Raw genomic sequence first — 15,847 nt, forward strand, 5'->3', positions numbered from 1 at the left:
GAATAGCGGAACGAAAGGGTTCCGTTATGCGTGGCGTATTTGCCGTTGTTTTTCTGATGCTCGTTCTGGCCGGCTGCGCCACCGCACCGTCGCAGGTGACCAATGCCTGTGCGATTTTCGAACAGCGGAACGGCATCTTCAACAACTGGCGGCGCGATGCGAAAGCAGCCGAGCGCGAATTCGGCGTGCCCGTGCCTGTCATGATGGCGACGATCTATACCGAATCCGCCTTCCGCCCCTATGCGCGCCCGCCGCGCACCAAGCTTCTCGGTTTCATTCCCTGGACACGCCAGTCGAGCGCTTATGGTTATGCACAGGCGCTGGACGGCACATGGAGCGTTTACCAGCGTGAAACCGGCCGCTGGTCGGCAAGCCGCACCGATTTCACCGATGCCATCCACTTCGTCGGCTGGTATCACGCCAAGAGCCGGCGCGAAAACGGCATTTCGCTGAACGACCCCTATAATCTCTACCTCGCTTATTATTCCGGCCATGCCGGTTATGCCAAGGGCAGCTGGCGCAACAATTCCGCGGTCCAGAAGGCCGCCCGCCGCTCCGCCAACATGGCGCTGCGTTACGAGGCGCAGTTGCAGCAATGCGGATATCGCTGAGGCTGGGCGGGACGAGGCTGATCTAGGAACGTGACGGAACTGCGAAACACCTCCTCCGTCATCCTCGGGCTTGTCCCGAGGATCTGCAACGTGTCGATGTTGTTGACGTGTTTAGATCCTTGGGACAAGCCCAAGGATGACGCCGAGTTTGTTCAAGGCTTTGCCATGCGAAGCCGTAGCCTGACCTATCGGACGTAGAACGCCGATAACGGCAACGCGCATTACTCCCCGTAAACCGAGAGAAATTCCCGCACGGCATCGATCTCGCTGGAGCGAATTTCATGCCCGCCCGGATGCCATACCGTCTCCACGGTTCCACCCTGCGCCTGAAGGTTCTTTTCCAGCGCCTGCGTCAACGGCACCGGGCAGATTGGATCCCGCTCTCCCGCCGTGATCAACACCCGGCGTGTGGGTTTTGCCGGGGAAATCTTCGGCTCGAACGGGATAAGCGGATGCATCAGCACTGCGGCATCGAAAAGCTCGGGTTGTTCGACCAGCACATTGGCGAGAATATTCGCGCCATTTGAAAAGCCGAGACCGATGATTGGTCCGGACTGGTAATGCTCGCGGTTTGCCTTGACGAAATCCGCCAGCTTCGCGGTTGCCCGGGCAAGATCGACCATGTCGTAAACGCCCTCGCCCGTGCGCCGGAAGAAACGCGCCGCGCCATGTTCGGAAACATCGCCGACGGGTGAGAGGACGGTGGCCTGCGGCAAAAGACGGGAGCCAAAGTCGAAGAACTGGTTCTCATCGCCACCCGTGCCATGCAGCACCAGGAAAAGCGGCGCACCGGCGGCACCGGCGCGGGATTTGTGGAAATAGGTGTCCTTGTTCATCGGATAATCCTTTCTGGAAGGAGAGGTTTAACGGCTTCCGCACGGCTTCTTCAGCCATGTGGAGCGAGCGGGTGCCGCCTGCTTCTTCTCCCCGCCGGGGAGAAGGTCGCGGCAGCGGGATGAGGGGGCAAGGGTAGAGATATACGGCAACGTTGCCCCCTCATCCGACCCTTCGGGCCACCTTCTCCCCAAACGGGGAGAAGAAAGACGCGGCAATGTCCTGCCAAACGCTATCGAGAGGTTAAGCCGCCTTTTCGTCCCCCAGCGGCTCCAGATGCTCTTCCAGCACGGAGCGCAGATGCGCGTGCTGGCTCGGCAGCTTCAGCGCCTCGCCGAGATGGGCGGTGTCCTCGTCGCGGTCGAAACCGGGTTCGTTGGTGGCCACTTCGAACAGCACGCCGCCCGGCGTGCGGAAATAGATCGCCCAGAAATAATCGCGGTCGATCACCGGTGTCACCTGATAGCCGGTATCCATCAGCGCCTTGCGCACCTCCAGCTGCTTTTCACGGTTTTCGACCGCAAAGGCGATGTGGTGCACGGACCCCGCGCCCAGCCGCGCGCCAGAAATATTCGGCATGGTTTCGATGTCGATGAAGTCGGCACCGTTGCCGCCGGGAATGCCGAGGCGCAGAACGCCGTCCTGACGATCCACTTCCTGATAGCCCATGAATTTCAAAAGCTCGGCCGTCGCACCTTCATCGCGAAGACGCAGCGAAGCACCCTGAAAACCATGGATCGCCTGATCCGCGCCGACGCCATTGCCGATCCATTGCGCACGGTTGTCGTCCCTGACCTCGACCAGCGCGAAACCGTCGCCATCGGGACCCGCGAAATGCAGGCGCTTGTTGCCGAAGGCTTCATCGGCCTTCAACCCGTCCACGTCGGCCTTGGAAAGGCGGTCCTGCCAGTAGCCGAGCGATCCTTCCGGAACGGAAAACAGCGTCGTGCCCACTTCGCCGGTGCCGGGACGGCCGCGGGCGATATGCGGGAACGGAAAATAGGTCATGACGGAGCCGGGCGTGCCGACTTCATCGCCATAATAGAGATGATAGACGTCAGGCGCGTCGAAATTGACCGTCTTCTTCACCCGGCGCAGGCCGAGCGTATCGGTGAAAAAACTGTTGTTCTGGCGCGCGCTCGCCGCCATGGACGTGACGTGGTGCAGGCCCTTGATCTGGTTGAGCATGATAAACCCCTTTTGCCTGGCAGGCCTCACGGTTGGGGCCTGCCCTGTTCATGGCGTAAAGATGGGGTAACAGCGCTCTCAGGCATAGAGTGGACAACGGGAACGGATTGTTCCCGAATGATGAACGATAAAACCGACTGTTCAACGAGCCCGATAAGGCAGTTTAATGATCGTCGGCGACGCCCAAAGTCCAGTAGCCGACGGCGCGCAGCGATGCTTTCGGGAAAGCAATCTCGTCGGTGAGGAAGGATTTTGCCGCCCTCGCCTCGGATTTTTCGCAGGCGACAAAGACATGCAGGCCGTCATGATCCGCGCTCCAGGCGTGGTCACGCAACGCCTTCTCGATGAGACCGGATGTGCCGGCGGGCTTGCCGCGGCGATAAAGCCATGTCCACTCGACATTTGCCGCGCAGACGATCTCCTGCCGCTCGGCTTCATCGTCGATCTCGGCATAGACGCTGAGCTTTTTCCGGGCCGGCATTTCGGCTGCCATGCGCAGCATCACCGGCAGCGCCGTCTCGTCACCGGCAAAGACATAACGCTCGGCTTCCGGGCAGACGCCGCTCGGGCCGATGATGCCGAGAACATCGCCGGGCTTCGCCGTCGCGCCGAAGGTCGCGCCCGGCATGTGGTCGCCCTCATGCATGACGAAGTCGATATCGACTTCACCGCGCGCGATATCGCCGGACCGGATGGTGTAGACACGCCGTGTGAGAAGATCGTCGCCCGCCGGCCAGACGATGGCGCCGGTGGGCGCAAGATAAGGCCAGACCGGCGCGCGGGCCTGATCCGGCACCAGAAGCAGGCGCACATGCATGCCGCCGGAGAGCAGCCTTTCGATGCCGCTTTCGACGGAAACCACCAGCCGGCGCATATGCGGCGTCAGATTATAGGCGCGGGCAACCTTGCCGACGAAGAGATTGGGCAGCTCACGCTGCTGCGCGCCATGGCCGCTCCAGCGAAAATCCAGCCCCGTCTCGCCGGAGAATTCGACGATATGCTCGGCCACCATGGCCTTTACCGACATCAATATATGTTCGGAAATGCAGCTCACCCTTGCGGCGAAACGGCCGCCCTCGGCGCTGAAGCTGCCATGGCCGTATTCCGTCTTGAACCGCACGGTAGCACCTTCGCGTTCCATCTCCATATGCTCGGAAAAATGATCCTCGAAAGCATCGACGATCGACAGCGGATCGGGCAGCGAGACGGAGGTTTCGGCAGACAGGAGAGACACGGGCATAATCCTTCACTTCATAGTCCGGTTATCTTTAATCCCGACAACCGCAAAGCGTAAAGATATTTTATGAGTGTCTAGAGAAGGTTTTTGTCGCTTCCCACCGTTTCCGGCAATTGCCAGTCGATCGGATCGCGGCCATGGGAGACGAGAAAGGCGTTTGCCTTGGAAAAATGGCCATTGCCAAAAAAGCCGTTATGGGCCGAAAGCGGGGACGGATGCGGCGAGCGCAGCACGAGGTGCTTGCGCTGATCCACGAAGGCCGCCTTCTTCTGGGCATAGGAACCCCAGAGCAGGAAGACGACATGGTCGCATTCGTTGTTGACGGCGCGGATGACGGCGTCGGTGAACTTTTCCCAGCCCTGCCCCTGATGCGAGGCGGCGCGGGATTCTTCCACCGTCAGCACGCTGTTGAGCAGAAGCACGCCCTGTTTCGCCCAGCTTTCCAGAAAACCGTGACCCACCGGGCGAATGCCGAGATCGCTCTGCAATTCCTTGTAGATATTGACGAGCGAAGGCGGAATGCGCACGCCGGGCTGGACGGAAAAGCACAGCCCATGCGCCTGACCGAGCCCGTGATAGGGGTCCTGGCCTAAAATGACGACCTTGACCTCATCGAGAGGCGTGAGATCCAGCGCCCGGAAATATTCCGCACCCCTGGGGAAGATGCGCTTGCCGGCGGTCTTTTCGGCAAGCAGGAACTCTTTCAGCTTGATCATGTAGGGGCTGGCGAACTCACCGGAAAGAACGCGTTTCCAGCTGTCTTCGAGTTTGACGCCTGCCTCTGCCATGCCCGCCTCCATCAGAGCTTATTTGAACCGGTTGCCGCGTTGCAGCACTTCGATCTTGTAACCGTCCGGATCGCAGATGAAAAAGTATTTCGCGAAAGGCTGGCCCTTATAATCGGCTTCGATGATTTTTCCGGGGAAAGGCCGATCTCGGTGAAGCGCTGGTGCTCGCCATCCACATCGGCCACGCTGACCGCAAGGTGACCATAGCCGTCGCCCAGCGCATAGGGCACTTCGCGACCCCGGTTGACGGTCAGTTCCAGCTCGAAATCGCCCTCGGCATTGCTGAGATAGATCAGCGTGAAGTTTTCGAACTCGGCGCGTTCCGCAACCTCAAGCCCGAAAGCCTGCCTGTAAAATTCCACCGAACGCTTTTCGTCCAGCACCCGGACCATCGAGTGGATCAGCTTGGCCATGGTGTTTTCCTTCTTCTTCTTAAGCTTTGACGGCCCGGTTATGCTCCGGGCATCGCGGCCCAAGGGGATAAAGACTGCGTGCTTCGCTTTCAACCCTAAAGGCACTCTGCGACAGGACGTAACGGCCCGATCACGGCAAATGTGATGGCAAAAACCCCTTAGTTTTTCCGGTGCGGTTGGGACCTGCGGCAACGAGACCGCAGGGTTTTGGCTCTGCCGCTCTATCCTGAGTGGTGAACTCATGATACCGGCTAGGCATGCGCCTTTTATACCTCTGTCTTGGCTGGCTTATGGTCGCGACCGGCATTGTCGGCGCGTTTCTTCCCGTTTTGCCCACCACGCCGTTCCTGCTTCTGGCGCTCTGGTGTTTTTCCCGCTCCTCGCCAAAACTCGAGGCATGGCTGCTGGCCCACCCCAGATTCGGCCCTTCGCTGCGGCGATGGCGCGAACGCGGCGCAATCGCCCGCAACGCCAAGGTCGCAGCGCTTTCTGCCATGTCCGTCAGTTACGCCGCTTTCTGGTTTCTGAGCGAGCCGCCGCCGCTGCGCGCGGCCATCGTCGCCGCCGTCATGCTCGGCTCGGCGCTCTTTATCGCCACCCGTCCGGACAGCTGAAGCGAAGGACAGGTCCTTAACGGTGGCGCGACTGCGGCAACACGTAAGGGATATGCCGCGCCGGCAGCCGGCCGACGACACCGCCGATGCCATAGACCCTTGCAATCGTCTCGTCGCTGATCGTTTCCAGCGAGGGGCCGCTCGCCGTCACCCGGCCGCCATGCATGACGATAAGTTGATCGGCAAATTCGGCCGCAAGGTTGAGGTCGTGCAGGATGGCGAGCACCAGCCCGCCGCCGCTTGCAAAGTCGCGCGCCGTTTCCAGCACGGCGATCTGGTGGCCGATATCGAGACTTGCGGTGGGCTCGTCGAGGAAGAGCGCCCGCGCCTCGCCATTTTCCATCGGGTTCGGCACCTGCGCCAGCGCCCGGGCAAACTGCACCCGCTGCTGTTCGCCGCCGGAGAGCATGTTGTAGGACCGCTGCTCGAAACCGCGCAGCCCGGCCCTGGCGAGCGCGCGGCGGGCCTGCTCTTCCGGCGCGCGGGAGCCCTGTGCGACAGCCCCCATCCGCACGATTTCGAGCGCGGTGAAGGGGAAAGCAAGCTGGGTGCTCTGCGGCAGCACGGCCCTGAGACGGGCGAGCTGGACCGGCGTGAAGGCCGGCAGGTCAATGTCGTTATAGGTCACCGAACCGCCCTCGGCGCGCATTTCGCCCGAGAGAACCTTCATCAACGTGGATTTGCCCGCACCGTTGGGGCCAATGATGACATTGACCTTGCCGGGTTTCAGATCGACGCTGACCGCATCGAGAAGCCGGCGGCCGGAGCGGATGAGGGTGAGGTTTTCGGCCCGGATCATGACATGTTCCGCATGGAAAAGCCGCCGCGTCCCAATAGCAGGAACAGGAAGACCGGCGCACCGATGAGCGCCGTGACGACGCCGATGGGCAGTTCCGCCGGTGACGCGACGGTGCGGGCGAAACTATCGGCCAGAAGCAGAAGTGCTGCCCCGCCAAGTGCGGAGGCCGGCAACAGGAAGCGGTGCGACGGGCCGATGGCGAGCCGCAGAAGATGCGGCACGACGATGCCGACAAAACCGATGGAGCCGGCCGCCGCCACGCTTGCCCCGCAGGCGGCGGCAACGGCCAGAATGACGATCCGCTTCAGCCGCTGCACCGGAATGCCCATGTGAAAGGCGGCGGCATCGCCGAGAATGAGCGCATCCAGCCCGCGCGCAACGAAAGGAATGATGGCAAGCACGATGACGATGAAGGGCAAGGTGGCGAGCACCTTGGCGGGCGTGGCCCCGCCGAGTGACCCGAGCGACCAGAAGGTAATGTCGCGCAGCGCCCGGTCATCGGCCATGAAAATCATCAGCCCCGTCAAAGCACCGCTGATCGCCGCCACCGCGATGCCGGCCAGAATGAGCGTGGTGGTGGAGGTGGCGCCGTCCTTCGTCGCGATCAGGTAAAGCACCCAGGTGTTCAGCAACCCGCCGAAAAACGCCATCAGCGGCAGAAAATGCGGGCCGAAAAACACGGCGACGGTGGCAAGCGCGCCTTCCCCGAGAGAAATGGCCGCGACCGCGAACAGCGCCGCACCCGAGGTGACGCCGACAATGCCGGGATCGGCCAGCGGATTGCGGAACAGGCCCTGCATCATCGCCCCCGAAACGGCAAGCCCCGCGCCGATCAACATGCCAAGCGCCGTGCGCGGCAGGCGAACCGCCTCGAGAATGACCCTGTCGCGCGCATCGAGCTGATCCGCGCCGCCGGTGAAATAGGCCCAGAGTTCGGACATGCCGACGCCCGTGGGTCCGCTGACCAGCGACACACCACAGGCAAAAAGCAGGATGCCGACGAGCACGGCGAGGGTGACGACCCCCTGGCGGGATCTGTCGCCCGCAACCCTGCCTTCAGCGGAACCCAAGGCGGCAAGGCTCACGGCTTCACCACCTCAGGATAGAGCTTGACTGCCAGCTCGCGGCCCGCAGCGGGCGTGCGCGGGCCAAAACCGATGAGATAAAGCCCATCCATGCTGATGAGCGCCTTGCTGGCGGCGGCCGGCGTGGACTGGAAGGCGGGAAGCGCGAAAGTCTCTTCCGCCTTTGCGGCATGGTCGCCGCGCGCCATGGTCAGCACCACGTCGGGTGCTGCGGCAATGACCGCCTCATCCGTCAGCGGCTTGTAACCCGTGATCTCCTGAGCTGCATTGATGCCACCCGCCATTTCGATGATCGCGGCGGCTTCTGTATCCTTGCCCGCCGCCATGATGCGGCCGCCGGCGGTGGAAAGCACGAAGAGAACCCGCTTTCTGCCCTTTTCCGGGACGGCCGAAACATCCTTGGCGAGCGCATCGAGCCCGGCCTTGGTCTCGGCAGCCAGCGCCTTCGCCTTGTCCGAAAGACCCACCGCCGCGCCGACATCCTCGATCTTTTTGGGGATGGCATCGCCGCTCGGCGGCGTATCGACGGTGACGAAAGGCACGGCGCTTGCCTTCAGGATGGCGATAACATCGGCCGGGCCGGACCCGTCTTCTGAGAGGATGAGATCGGGCTTCTGTGACAGGATGCCTTCGGACGAGAGCGCCCGCATGTAACCGATATCCGGCTTGGCAAATGCATCGGCCGGATAGCTGCTGGTGCTGTCACGCGCAACGACGCGGTCTCCTGCGCCCAGCGCATAAAGGATTTCGGTGACCGTGCCGCCCACCGCGACAATGCGTTTCGCTTCCGGATTACCCTTGTCCGAAGCCATGGCGGCAGGTGCGGCAAAGGCGATTGCGGCAGGCACGAGGGCGGCGAAAACGAAGGAACGAAGGCGGGAATTCAACATGGCGCTATCCTGAAACACGACCCGGCGCGGCTTTGCCCGCGCCAATTAATCTTGAGTTCTTTACACATGTTTATGGGCGGCGCAATCGATAAGTGGAGTAAATTTGTTCGCTTTGTCGTGAACCCCTTTCCAACCTCCCTGCGGCTGGATATCCTGACTCAAACTGGAAACTTAAAGGGAGAATTTCATGTTTATCGCAATGAACCGCTTTCGCGTCGTGCCGGGTTATGAGGAAACCTTCGAATCCATCTGGCGCGAGCGCAAATCGCATCTGAGCGAATTGCCGGGCTACATCGAATTTCACATGCTGAAAGGCCCGAAGGCAGATGACCACACGCTTTATGCCTCGCACACCGTCTGGGCCACCAAGGACGATTTCCTCGCCTGGACGAAATCCGAACAGTTCCGCGCCGCCCACGCCAAGGCCGGCGAAAACCGCGGCAAGGTGGAATATCTCTCCGGCCCGCATTTCGAAGGCTTCGACGTCATCATCCATGAAGACAAGAATGGCGAACGCCGTTCGATTGCCGCCTGAGGTCGCCCGATGAGCATTGCAGCCCAAAAGACCGACGACGACAGGCAGGCCCGCGCCGCCGCTGCGCTCGCCGAAAAGCCCGATGGCATCGTGGAGGCCATCGCCGCCAAGGCCGAGGTGACGCCGGCCGAAATTCTGGCGATCCTGCCCGAAGGTGCCGCCGTTTCCGCTGCCGCCGACCGCTTCGACGCCATCTGGAACGAGATGCGCGGCTGGGGCGAAGTCCTGATGATCGTGCAGACCGGCGATATCGTGTTCGAAGTGCCGGGCCACCTGCCGGAAGGCAGCGAAAGCCACGGCTGGTTCAACATCCACGGCGACAGCCCCATCGGCGGTCACATCAAGAAGGACAATTGCGCCGGCATCACCTTCGTCGATCGCGGCTTCCACGGCCGGCGCTCCTGTTCCGTCTGGTTCATGAACGCCGCCGGCAGCGCCATGTTCAAGATTTTCGTCCGCCGCGACGAGAACAAGGAACTGCTGGCCGGGCAGCTGGCGAAGTTCGAAGCGCTGCGGGACGGTTTCCGCGGCTGAGACCCGTGGGGAGGCTGCCAGCTGCCTCCCCACTGCTTTCATAATCGCATGCGTCATCATTCGCCCGGGACCTCACCGGCTCACGCGTGAGAAAACAACCACCGGTTCATCGCCCGTTCAGTGCCGTTTTTTATCATCCGCTGAAATTTGATCGGCACCAGCACGGAGCAAGCACCATGACCGACCGCCAACCTCTTCTTTCGCGCCGCAGTTTCGCCGGGCTTGTTGCGCTTGCGCCGCTTTTTGCAGCGGGCGGCGCGGCTGCCGCACCGGCAAGCCTGCGCGGCAGCGTTTCCTATCGCGAGCGCATCGCCCTGCCGCCGGGCGCGACCGTCACCGTGCGCCTGATCGACGTTTCGCTGGCGGATGCGCCGTCGCAGACGATTGCCGAAACCACCATCCGCCCGCGTGGCCAGGTGCCCGTGCCCTTCGTGCTGCGTTATGATGACCGCGACATCCGTGGCCGCCGCTCCTATGCGCTGAGCGCCGAAATACGCGACCGCGACCGGCTGCTTTTCACCACCACCCGCCGTTATTCGGTGCTGACCGGCGGTCGCGACGATACCGACCTCGTGCTTGAGCGCGTCGGCGCGGGTCCGGGCCGGCCGGAGCCGGAAGCCGGCATCGACGGGCGCTGGCTGGTGCAGGACATCCGTGGCGAGCGGGTTCGCGGCCGCCGACAGGCGACGCTGGAAATTACCCGCGAGGGCCGCGTTTCGGGCAATGCCGGCTGCAACGGCATCGGCGGCGAGGTGAAGATCAACCGCAACCGCGTCGATTTCGGCCGGATGATTTCCACCCAGATGGCCTGCGCGCCTGACATCATGCGCCAGGAACGGCAGTTCATCGAAGCGCTGGAAGGCGCCCGCTCCTTCAGGCTTGAGCCGCGCCGCGGCACGCTGGAACTGCTCGACGGCCGCGGCCGCACGGCGATGCGCCTGCGCCGCGCCTGAGGCCGGCAACGGCACTGCTGAAACAGCCGACGCCGCTGTGCTGGCCATGGAACATTCCATGTCGCTTCCGGCACGGCGCGTGCCCGTTTCCCGCCCTATGACTTTGGCTACATCGCCTTGGCGCTTTGCTCCGCTGCCAAGCTGCGCTATGGAACGCGCCGAACTGCGCCGGCTGATGCTGGCGCGACGTCTTTGAGGGAAAACGAATGACATCCTATGTTCTGACCGTAGCCTGCAAATCGACCCGTGGCATTGTGGCCGCGATTTCCGGTTATCTGGCGGAAAAAGGCTGCAACATCGTCGACAGTTCGCAGTTCGACGACCTCGAGACCGGCAAGTTCTTCATGCGCGTCTCCTTCATCTCCGAAGAAGGCGCCACCCTTGAGGCCATCACCGACGGCTTCAAGCCGGTGGCGGAAAAATTCGGCATGGAGGCGGATATCTATCCGGACGGCCAGCGCATGAAGACGCTTTTGATGGTCTCCCGTTTCGGCCATTGCCTCAACGACCTGCTCTATCGCTGGAAGATCGGCGCATTGCCGATCGACATCGTCGGTGTCGTCTCCAACCATTTCGATTACCAGAAGGTCGTCGTCAACCACGACATTCCCTTCCACCACATCAGGGTGACGAAGGAGAATAAACCCAAAGCCGAAGCCCAGCTGATGGACCTGATCGAGACCAGCGGCACGGAGCTCGTGGTACTGGCGCGCTACATGCAGGTTCTGTCCGACGACATGTGCCGGAAGATGTCTGGCAAAATCATCAATATCCACCATTCCTTCCTGCCCTCCTTCAAGGGCGCCAACCCTTACAAGCAGGCCTATGAGCGCGGTGTGAAGCTGATTGGCGCAACGGCCCATTACGTCACCGCCGACCTCGACGAAGGCCCGATCATCGAGCAGGACACGGTGCGCATCACCCACGCCCAGAGCGCCGACGATTATGTCTCGCTTGGCCGCGATGTGGAAAGCCAGGTGCTGGCCCGCGCCATCCACGCCCATATCCACCACCGCACCTTCATCAACGGCAACCGCACCGTCGTCTTCCCGCCAAGCCCGGGAAGTTATGCTTCCGAGCGGATGGGGTAAGCACCGGCAGTCTGGGCGACATTATCCTTAAGCGTCCCCCGCCCACCAAACACCACCCGCGCCCTCAGCCCACGCCCTTCCACGCCATCCTCCAGCGTCAGCCGCCCGCCGAACAGCCCGGCTATCTCTTCGATGATGGCAAGGCCGAGGCCGGCGCCGGGGGCGGCGTTGGCTTCGCCGCGGGCAAAGCGCTGGCGCACCATGGCACGTTTTTCCGGGGAATGCCGGGGCCGTTATCCTCCACTTCCAGCCAGACATCGCCCGCCTGCCTGCCGACACGGACGGTGACTTCCGCGCCGCGACCGGCATAATTGATGGCATTGGAAACGAGATTGCCTATCAGTTCGCCGATCAGGAGCGGCTCGGCGGCAATGGCAACCTCGCCCTCGCCTTCGAAACCGAGATCGATGCCCGCCTCCGCCGCCCGCGGCACGAAATCGGCCGTCACATTCTGCGCAACGGCCACAAGATCGATCGCGGAAAAATCATGTTTTTCGCTGGAGCCGGCGGCATCGATATTGGCCATGCGCAGCAGCTGGGCGAGGATATGTTCGGCATGGGCCACGGACGCCCCACCCTTCAGCGCCGCCGCCTGCGCTTCCTCAAGGCTCGCGGCGCGGGCGGAAAGCGCAAGCTGGGTGCTGATGATGGCGAGCGGCGTGCGCAGCTGGTGGCTGGCATTGCCGGTGAAATGCCGGAGCGCGTCGAGCGCCGATTGCAGCCGTACCATGAAGGAATTGACCGTCTCCACCAGGTTCTCCACCTCCACCGGCACGGATTGGCGGATGGGGTGCAGATCGTTCGGGCTGCGCTCGGCAATGGCTTCGCTGAGCCGGTAAAGCGGTCTGAGCGAAATCGTCACCGCGATCCAGACGATGATCGCCGCCCCCACGATCATCAACAGCAGGCGCAGCGCAGAGCGCAGGATGATCGCCTGCGCCAGCTGGCTGCGGGCAATGGTGGTTTCGGCGACCGTTACGGAAAAGGGCACGGAATTGATGCCGGTGGAAGCGAAACGGCGGATGGCGGCGATGCGGATCGGTTCATCGCGGAACACGGCATCGCGATAGGCGGGAGTGTCGCCCTTCGGGTTCTCCACCGTCGGCAGGTTCTGGTAACCGGTGAGGAATTGCCCGTTCGGCCCGTCGACACGGTAAAACACCCGGTCCTGTGCGGCCGATGTCAGCATTTCCAGCGCCACATAGGGAATGTCGACTTCCAGCGAGCCGTCCTCGGCCACCACCACCCGCTCGGCAATGGCGAGCGCGGAACCTGATAGTACCCGGTCCGAAACGACATTGGCGGTATTGACCGCCTCGCGCCATGTGTCGGTCAGCGCAACGCAGCCGATAATGGCGGTGGAGATGAGAAGCCAGCCTAAAAGTCGCCGCCTGAGCGAATAGGCGGCCTGTCTCATTCAGCCATCTCCGGCAGCTTTTCGAGATAATAACCGATGCCGCGCGCAGTCTTCACCGTCAGCCCGTGGGGCGCGAGCCGCTTGCGCAGGCGGCTGACATATTGCTCGATGGCATTGGCGGAAATATCGTCGTCGAAGCCGGTCAGCGACTGCACGATGGCTTCCTTGGCAACGACCTTGCCGGCACGCATGAACAGCACTTCCAGCAGCGCCACCTCGCGCGCCGGAATATCGAGCGGACGCCCATCCGCCGAAAAGGTGCGGGAATTGAGATCGAACAGCACCTTGCCGAAACTCAGCGCCGAGGAGCGCAGCCCGGCATTGCGGCGCAGCAGCACCCTCACCCTCGCCTCGAATTCGGTGATGTCGAAAGGCTTGATCATGTAGTCGTCGGCGCCGAGATCGAGCCCCTTGACCTTTTCCTCCGGCGTGCCGCGCGCCGTCAGGATGAGCACCGCCGCCTTGTCCTGGCGCGATCGCATGGAGCGCAACACCTCGATGCCGTCCATTTCCGGCAGGTTGAGATCGAGAATGACCAGATCGAAACTTTCCGCCGCAATCGCCGCATCGGCGGAAGCGCCATCGGACACCACATCCACCGCATAACCGGTGCCGCGCAGCAGCGCCGACAATCCCTCCGACAGCACCTGATTGTCCTCGACCAGCAAAATACGCAAATCGTCCCTCCCACAGCATTGCCGAGTTTAACCAGACCCTTACCGCTTGTGAATGGCCCGCGCCTGCTGCATGATCTTTTCCATGCGTATCTGCCTTCTTCTCTGTCTCTGTCTTTGCATGGCCTCGCCGGCGCTTGCGCAAGTCGCCATCTTTCCGGCCCCCTCCGGCAAGGCGGATGCCGAAACACTGGTGGTCTATTCCTCGCTGGATGAACCGCTGGCGACGCCGATGATCGAGGGTTTCCAGAAGGCCAACCCCGATATCGCCGTCCATTATGAGGATATGCTGACCGGCGAAATCTACGACCGTATCGTGAAGGAAACCGACGCCGGCAAAAAAACCGCCGATTTCGCCTTTTCCTCTGCCATGGATCTGCAGGTGAAGCTGAGCAATGACGGTTATGCCCAGCGCTCGGATCTCGCCATGAGCGCCCGCTGGCCCGCCTGGGCCAACTGGCGCAACACCGCTTACGCGTTGACCTTCGAGCCGGCGGTTTTCGTTTATCACAAGCCGAGCTTCACCACCGAAGAACCGCCAGCCAGCCGCGCCGAATTCGTCGATTATCTCGAACGCCACGCCAGGCAAGTGCATGGCCGCATCGCAACTTACGACATCGAACGCTCCGGCGTCGGCTTCCTGTTCATGTCGCGCGATCAGGAGCAGTTCGGCGATATATGGAACGTCATCAAGGCGATGGGCGCGGCGGGCGTGAAGGTCTACTCCACCTCCTCGGCCATTCTGGAGCGCGTTTCCGACGGACGTTTCGTGCTCGGTTACAATATTCTCGGCTCCTATGCGGCCGACTGGGCCTCGCGCCACCCCGATGTCGGCATCGTGCTGCCGAAAGACTATACCGTCGTCATGTCGCGTATCGGACTAGTGCCGGAAGCCGCCGCCAACCCGGCGCTCGGCCGCCGTTATCTGGAATTCTTCATGTCGAAGGAGGGCCAGACGATTATGGCCCGGCAGTTGCAGATACCCGCCGTCAGCCCGGAAGTGGCGGGCGAAAACACCGCCAACACCATGCAGGCAATCCACGGCGCGCAATTGCGCCCCGTGCCCGTCAGCCCCGGCCTGATGGTCTATCTGGATCAGGTGAAACGCAGCCGCCTGATCGAGCGCTGGAATGAGGCGTTGCGCTCGCAGTAGGTTCCCCGATAGTCTTCAGCCCATCGCAGTTGGGTTGAGTTCGACGATCCTCCTCTGCACACGTTGTGCAATATCGGAAAAAACCTGCAAGAGCCTAGATATGTGAGGCAGCGGATCCTCAATTGGCTGCCCTTCTTGAGTTAACCCATTTCGGTGCACACAGTCGTGACGGGCACCCAACATTTGAAAAAGGAAATCTTTATCGCTTCGATCAGTTGGCAAGATGTCTATCCCCATAGCGTGAAAGAAAAGTGATTTAACACGGCCAAAATTATGAAAAGACAGGGATTTAAAGTATTCCTGCAAAGTTTCCAAAACGAGATGCGGAGACTTCTCTATTTGAGAAAGCGAAAATTTCTTTTCTTTTAGTGCATCTATATTCTCGACCAGCGCCAGTCTCGCAGGAGGGTAGCGGGTCACAAAATCGTCTAGGCTGTCATACAAAAAAGCTTCAAAATTTGAGAATGCCTGCATCAAGAACATTCGATGCAATATAGGAATAGAGACATGGGAAAGCGACTTTATCACCTCCTCAAGACTTTCCAGCGCATGGTAGTATGATTCCAAGCCGCGATTAGCGGGATTGAAGCCGCTGAGGTACTTCACATCGTGTGGAACCGGTTGAAGCGTACCATTCGGGAGTATTCGCATTTGAAAACCACCGATGCTGCCAGTAATTTCAATGTCTGTTATGCTTCCACAATTTCCGCATTTCTCATGTAGCGTTGCAGTTGCCTCAATCTCGTTGACATATTGCGAGCCAGGAGTTTTCGGAGCCGGGCGTTCAAAACGAACGATCCCACGGCAATCCGGACAATTGATTGTTCCAATAACTACAGTCTCCATTTGTCCCACTCCATAAGTTTATGACGCTGACCAGCAAACCCGATCCGCCTCTCCCCGTAACAAGCACAGGAAAGAGAGCGGCCCTACGCGGTAAATCACCACACACGCCACAGTAGACGTTCGATACAAATTAATAGAGAGTAAATGCGCAAGGACTTGCGTAGCGTCAGTTAGATGACAGCTTT

At 61.2% G+C, this 15,847-nt stretch carries 16 protein-coding genes and 2 pseudogenes; 7 read left to right on the plus strand and 11 right to left on the minus strand.

The features are described from left to right. Nucleotides 1-26: 26 nt before the first annotated feature. A complete protein-coding gene (locus tag O3W47_RS14060) occupies nt 27-611 on the plus strand; it encodes a transglycosylase SLT domain-containing protein (RefSeq protein ID WP_003522586.1) in 585 nt (194 codons plus the stop codon). Nucleotides 612-832: 221 nt separating this feature from the next. Here the strand turns inward: O3W47_RS14060 and O3W47_RS14065 are convergent, their stop codons facing one another. The 5 genes and pseudogenes from O3W47_RS14065 to O3W47_RS14085 form a co-directional block, all read right to left on the minus strand. Then, nucleotides 833-1,447, minus strand: a complete 615-nt coding sequence (locus O3W47_RS14065) for an alpha/beta hydrolase (RefSeq protein WP_269313986.1) — start codon at nt 1,445-1,447, stop codon at nt 833-835. Between the two features lie 241 nt (nt 1,448-1,688). Further along, nucleotides 1,689-2,633 carry a VOC family protein gene (locus O3W47_RS14070; RefSeq protein ID WP_269313987.1) on the minus strand — a complete coding sequence of 315 codons (945 nt, stop codon included), beginning with the start codon at nt 2,631-2,633 and terminating at the stop codon, nt 1,689-1,691. A gap of 163 nt (nt 2,634-2,796) precedes the next feature. Beyond that, nucleotides 2,797-3,873 (minus strand): siderophore-interacting protein, encoded by a 1,077-nt coding sequence (locus O3W47_RS14075; protein ID WP_127757663.1) that lies wholly within the window; start codon nt 3,871-3,873, stop codon nt 2,797-2,799. Nucleotides 3,874-3,944: 71 nt separating this feature from the next. Beyond that, nucleotides 3,945-4,658: a uracil-DNA glycosylase gene (gene ung, locus O3W47_RS14080; protein ID WP_127757664.1), complete on the minus strand. Its 714-nt coding sequence runs from the start codon at nt 4,656-4,658 to the stop codon at nt 3,945-3,947. Nucleotides 4,659-4,676: 18 nt separating this feature from the next. After that, a pseudogene (locus O3W47_RS14085) lies at nt 4,677-5,071 on the minus strand (VOC family protein). Between the two features lie 257 nt (nt 5,072-5,328). Between O3W47_RS14085 and O3W47_RS14090 the strand changes: the two are divergent. Then, nucleotides 5,329-5,685, plus strand: a complete 357-nt coding sequence (locus tag O3W47_RS14090) for a YbaN family protein (protein WP_174022809.1) — start codon at nt 5,329-5,331, stop codon at nt 5,683-5,685. A gap of 16 nt (nt 5,686-5,701) precedes the next feature. Here O3W47_RS14090 and O3W47_RS14095 read toward each other — a convergent pair whose 3' ends face one another. From O3W47_RS14095 to O3W47_RS14105, 3 genes are read right to left on the minus strand one after another with little or no spacing between them, the layout of a single operon-like run. Continuing rightward, nucleotides 5,702-6,484: a heme ABC transporter ATP-binding protein gene (locus tag O3W47_RS14095; protein WP_080815912.1), complete on the minus strand. Its 783-nt coding sequence runs from the start codon at nt 6,482-6,484 to the stop codon at nt 5,702-5,704. Continuing rightward, complete coding sequence (locus O3W47_RS14100) at nt 6,481-7,569, minus strand: FecCD family ABC transporter permease (RefSeq protein WP_269313988.1); 1,089 nt, start codon at nt 7,567-7,569, stop codon at nt 6,481-6,483. The genes O3W47_RS14095 and O3W47_RS14100 overlap by 4 nt, the downstream gene beginning before the upstream one ends. Beyond that, nucleotides 7,566-8,459 carry a heme/hemin ABC transporter substrate-binding protein gene (locus tag O3W47_RS14105; protein WP_269313989.1) on the minus strand — a complete coding sequence of 298 codons (894 nt, stop codon included), beginning with the start codon at nt 8,457-8,459 and terminating at the stop codon, nt 7,566-7,568. Before O3W47_RS14105 ends, O3W47_RS14100 begins: the two co-directional genes overlap by 4 nt. 187 nt (nt 8,460-8,646) lie before the next feature. Between O3W47_RS14105 and O3W47_RS14110 the strand changes: the two genes are divergently transcribed. The 4 genes from O3W47_RS14110 to purU all read left to right on the plus strand — a co-directional run bounded on the left by O3W47_RS14110 (nt 8,647) and on the right by purU (nt 11,572). Next, nucleotides 8,647-8,994, plus strand: a complete 348-nt coding sequence (locus O3W47_RS14110; protein ID WP_003522597.1) for an antibiotic biosynthesis monooxygenase family protein — start codon at nt 8,647-8,649, stop codon at nt 8,992-8,994. A 9-nt stretch (nt 8,995-9,003) separates the two neighbouring features. Further along, complete coding sequence (gene hutX, locus O3W47_RS14115; RefSeq protein WP_020809737.1) at nt 9,004-9,528, plus strand: heme utilization cystosolic carrier protein HutX; 525 nt, start codon at nt 9,004-9,006, stop codon at nt 9,526-9,528. Nucleotides 9,529-9,704: 176 nt separating this feature from the next. Beyond that, nucleotides 9,705-10,481, plus strand: coding sequence for a YbaY family lipoprotein (locus tag O3W47_RS14120; RefSeq protein ID WP_080815906.1), 777 nt, complete (start codon nt 9,705-9,707; stop codon nt 10,479-10,481). Between the two features lie 206 nt (nt 10,482-10,687). Beyond that, nucleotides 10,688-11,572: a formyltetrahydrofolate deformylase gene (gene purU / locus O3W47_RS14125; protein ID WP_035259300.1), complete on the plus strand. Its 885-nt coding sequence runs from the start codon at nt 10,688-10,690 to the stop codon at nt 11,570-11,572. Here purU and O3W47_RS14130 read toward each other — a convergent pair. Continuing rightward, a pseudogene (locus O3W47_RS14130) lies at nt 11,548-12,989 on the minus strand (sensor histidine kinase). The gene purU and the pseudogene O3W47_RS14130 sit on opposite strands and share 25 nt — an antisense overlap. Then, on the minus strand, nt 12,986-13,666 hold the full coding sequence (locus O3W47_RS14135; RefSeq protein ID WP_127757669.1) for a response regulator: 681 nt from the start codon (nt 13,664-13,666) through the stop codon (nt 12,986-12,988). Before O3W47_RS14135 ends, O3W47_RS14130 begins: the two are co-directional and overlap by 4 nt. A 52-nt stretch (nt 13,667-13,718) precedes the next feature. Between O3W47_RS14135 and O3W47_RS14140 the strand changes: the two genes are divergently transcribed. After that, a complete protein-coding gene (locus tag O3W47_RS14140) occupies nt 13,719-14,816 on the plus strand; it encodes an ABC transporter substrate-binding protein (protein WP_400156337.1) in 1,098 nt (365 codons plus the stop codon). A gap of 15 nt (nt 14,817-14,831) precedes the next feature. Here the strand turns inward: O3W47_RS14140 and O3W47_RS14145 are convergent, their stop codons facing one another. Further along, nucleotides 14,832-15,662, minus strand: a complete 831-nt coding sequence (locus O3W47_RS14145; RefSeq protein ID WP_269313990.1) for a hypothetical protein — start codon at nt 15,660-15,662, stop codon at nt 14,832-14,834. Nucleotides 15,663-15,847: the final 185 nt, after the last annotated feature.

This window comes from Agrobacterium sp. LMR679 (assembly GCF_027157905.1).
GTDB lineage: Bacteria > Pseudomonadota > Alphaproteobacteria > Rhizobiales > Rhizobiaceae > Agrobacterium > Agrobacterium leguminum.

Excerpts from the sequence above, each read along its gene's own strand:
- O3W47_RS14140 (WP_400156337.1), top strand. The coding sequence starts at position 13,719 with ATGGCCCGCGCCTGCTGCATGATCTTTTCCATGCGTATCTGCCTTCTT.
- O3W47_RS14070 (WP_269313987.1), bottom strand. The coding sequence starts at position 2,633 with ATGCTCAACCAGATCAAGGGCCTGCACCACGTCACGTCCATGGCGGCG.
- O3W47_RS14095 (WP_080815912.1), bottom strand. The coding sequence starts at position 6,484 with ATGATCCGGGCCGAAAACCTCACCCTCATCCGCTCCGGCCGCCGGCTT.
- O3W47_RS14075 (WP_127757663.1), bottom strand. The coding sequence starts at position 3,873 with ATGCCCGTGTCTCTCCTGTCTGCCGAAACCTCCGTCTCGCTGCCCGAT.
- O3W47_RS14065 (WP_269313986.1), bottom strand. The coding sequence starts at position 1,447 with ATGAACAAGGACACCTATTTCCACAAATCCCGCGCCGGTGCCGCCGGT.
- O3W47_RS14105 (WP_269313989.1), bottom strand. The coding sequence starts at position 8,459 with ATGTTGAATTCCCGCCTTCGTTCCTTCGTTTTCGCCGCCCTCGTGCCT.
- O3W47_RS14110 (WP_003522597.1), top strand. The coding sequence starts at position 8,647 with ATGTTTATCGCAATGAACCGCTTTCGCGTCGTGCCGGGTTATGAGGAA.
- O3W47_RS14120 (WP_080815906.1), top strand. The coding sequence starts at position 9,705 with ATGACCGACCGCCAACCTCTTCTTTCGCGCCGCAGTTTCGCCGGGCTT.
- hutX (WP_020809737.1), top strand. The coding sequence starts at position 9,004 with ATGAGCATTGCAGCCCAAAAGACCGACGACGACAGGCAGGCCCGCGCC.
- purU (WP_035259300.1), top strand. The coding sequence starts at position 10,688 with ATGACATCCTATGTTCTGACCGTAGCCTGCAAATCGACCCGTGGCATT.
- O3W47_RS14090 (WP_174022809.1), top strand. The coding sequence starts at position 5,329 with ATGCGCCTTTTATACCTCTGTCTTGGCTGGCTTATGGTCGCGACCGGC.
- ung (WP_127757664.1), bottom strand. The coding sequence starts at position 4,658 with ATGGCAGAGGCAGGCGTCAAACTCGAAGACAGCTGGAAACGCGTTCTT.
- O3W47_RS14060 (WP_003522586.1), top strand. The coding sequence starts at position 27 with ATGCGTGGCGTATTTGCCGTTGTTTTTCTGATGCTCGTTCTGGCCGGC.
- O3W47_RS14145 (WP_269313990.1), bottom strand. The coding sequence starts at position 15,662 with ATGGAGACTGTAGTTATTGGAACAATCAATTGTCCGGATTGCCGTGGG.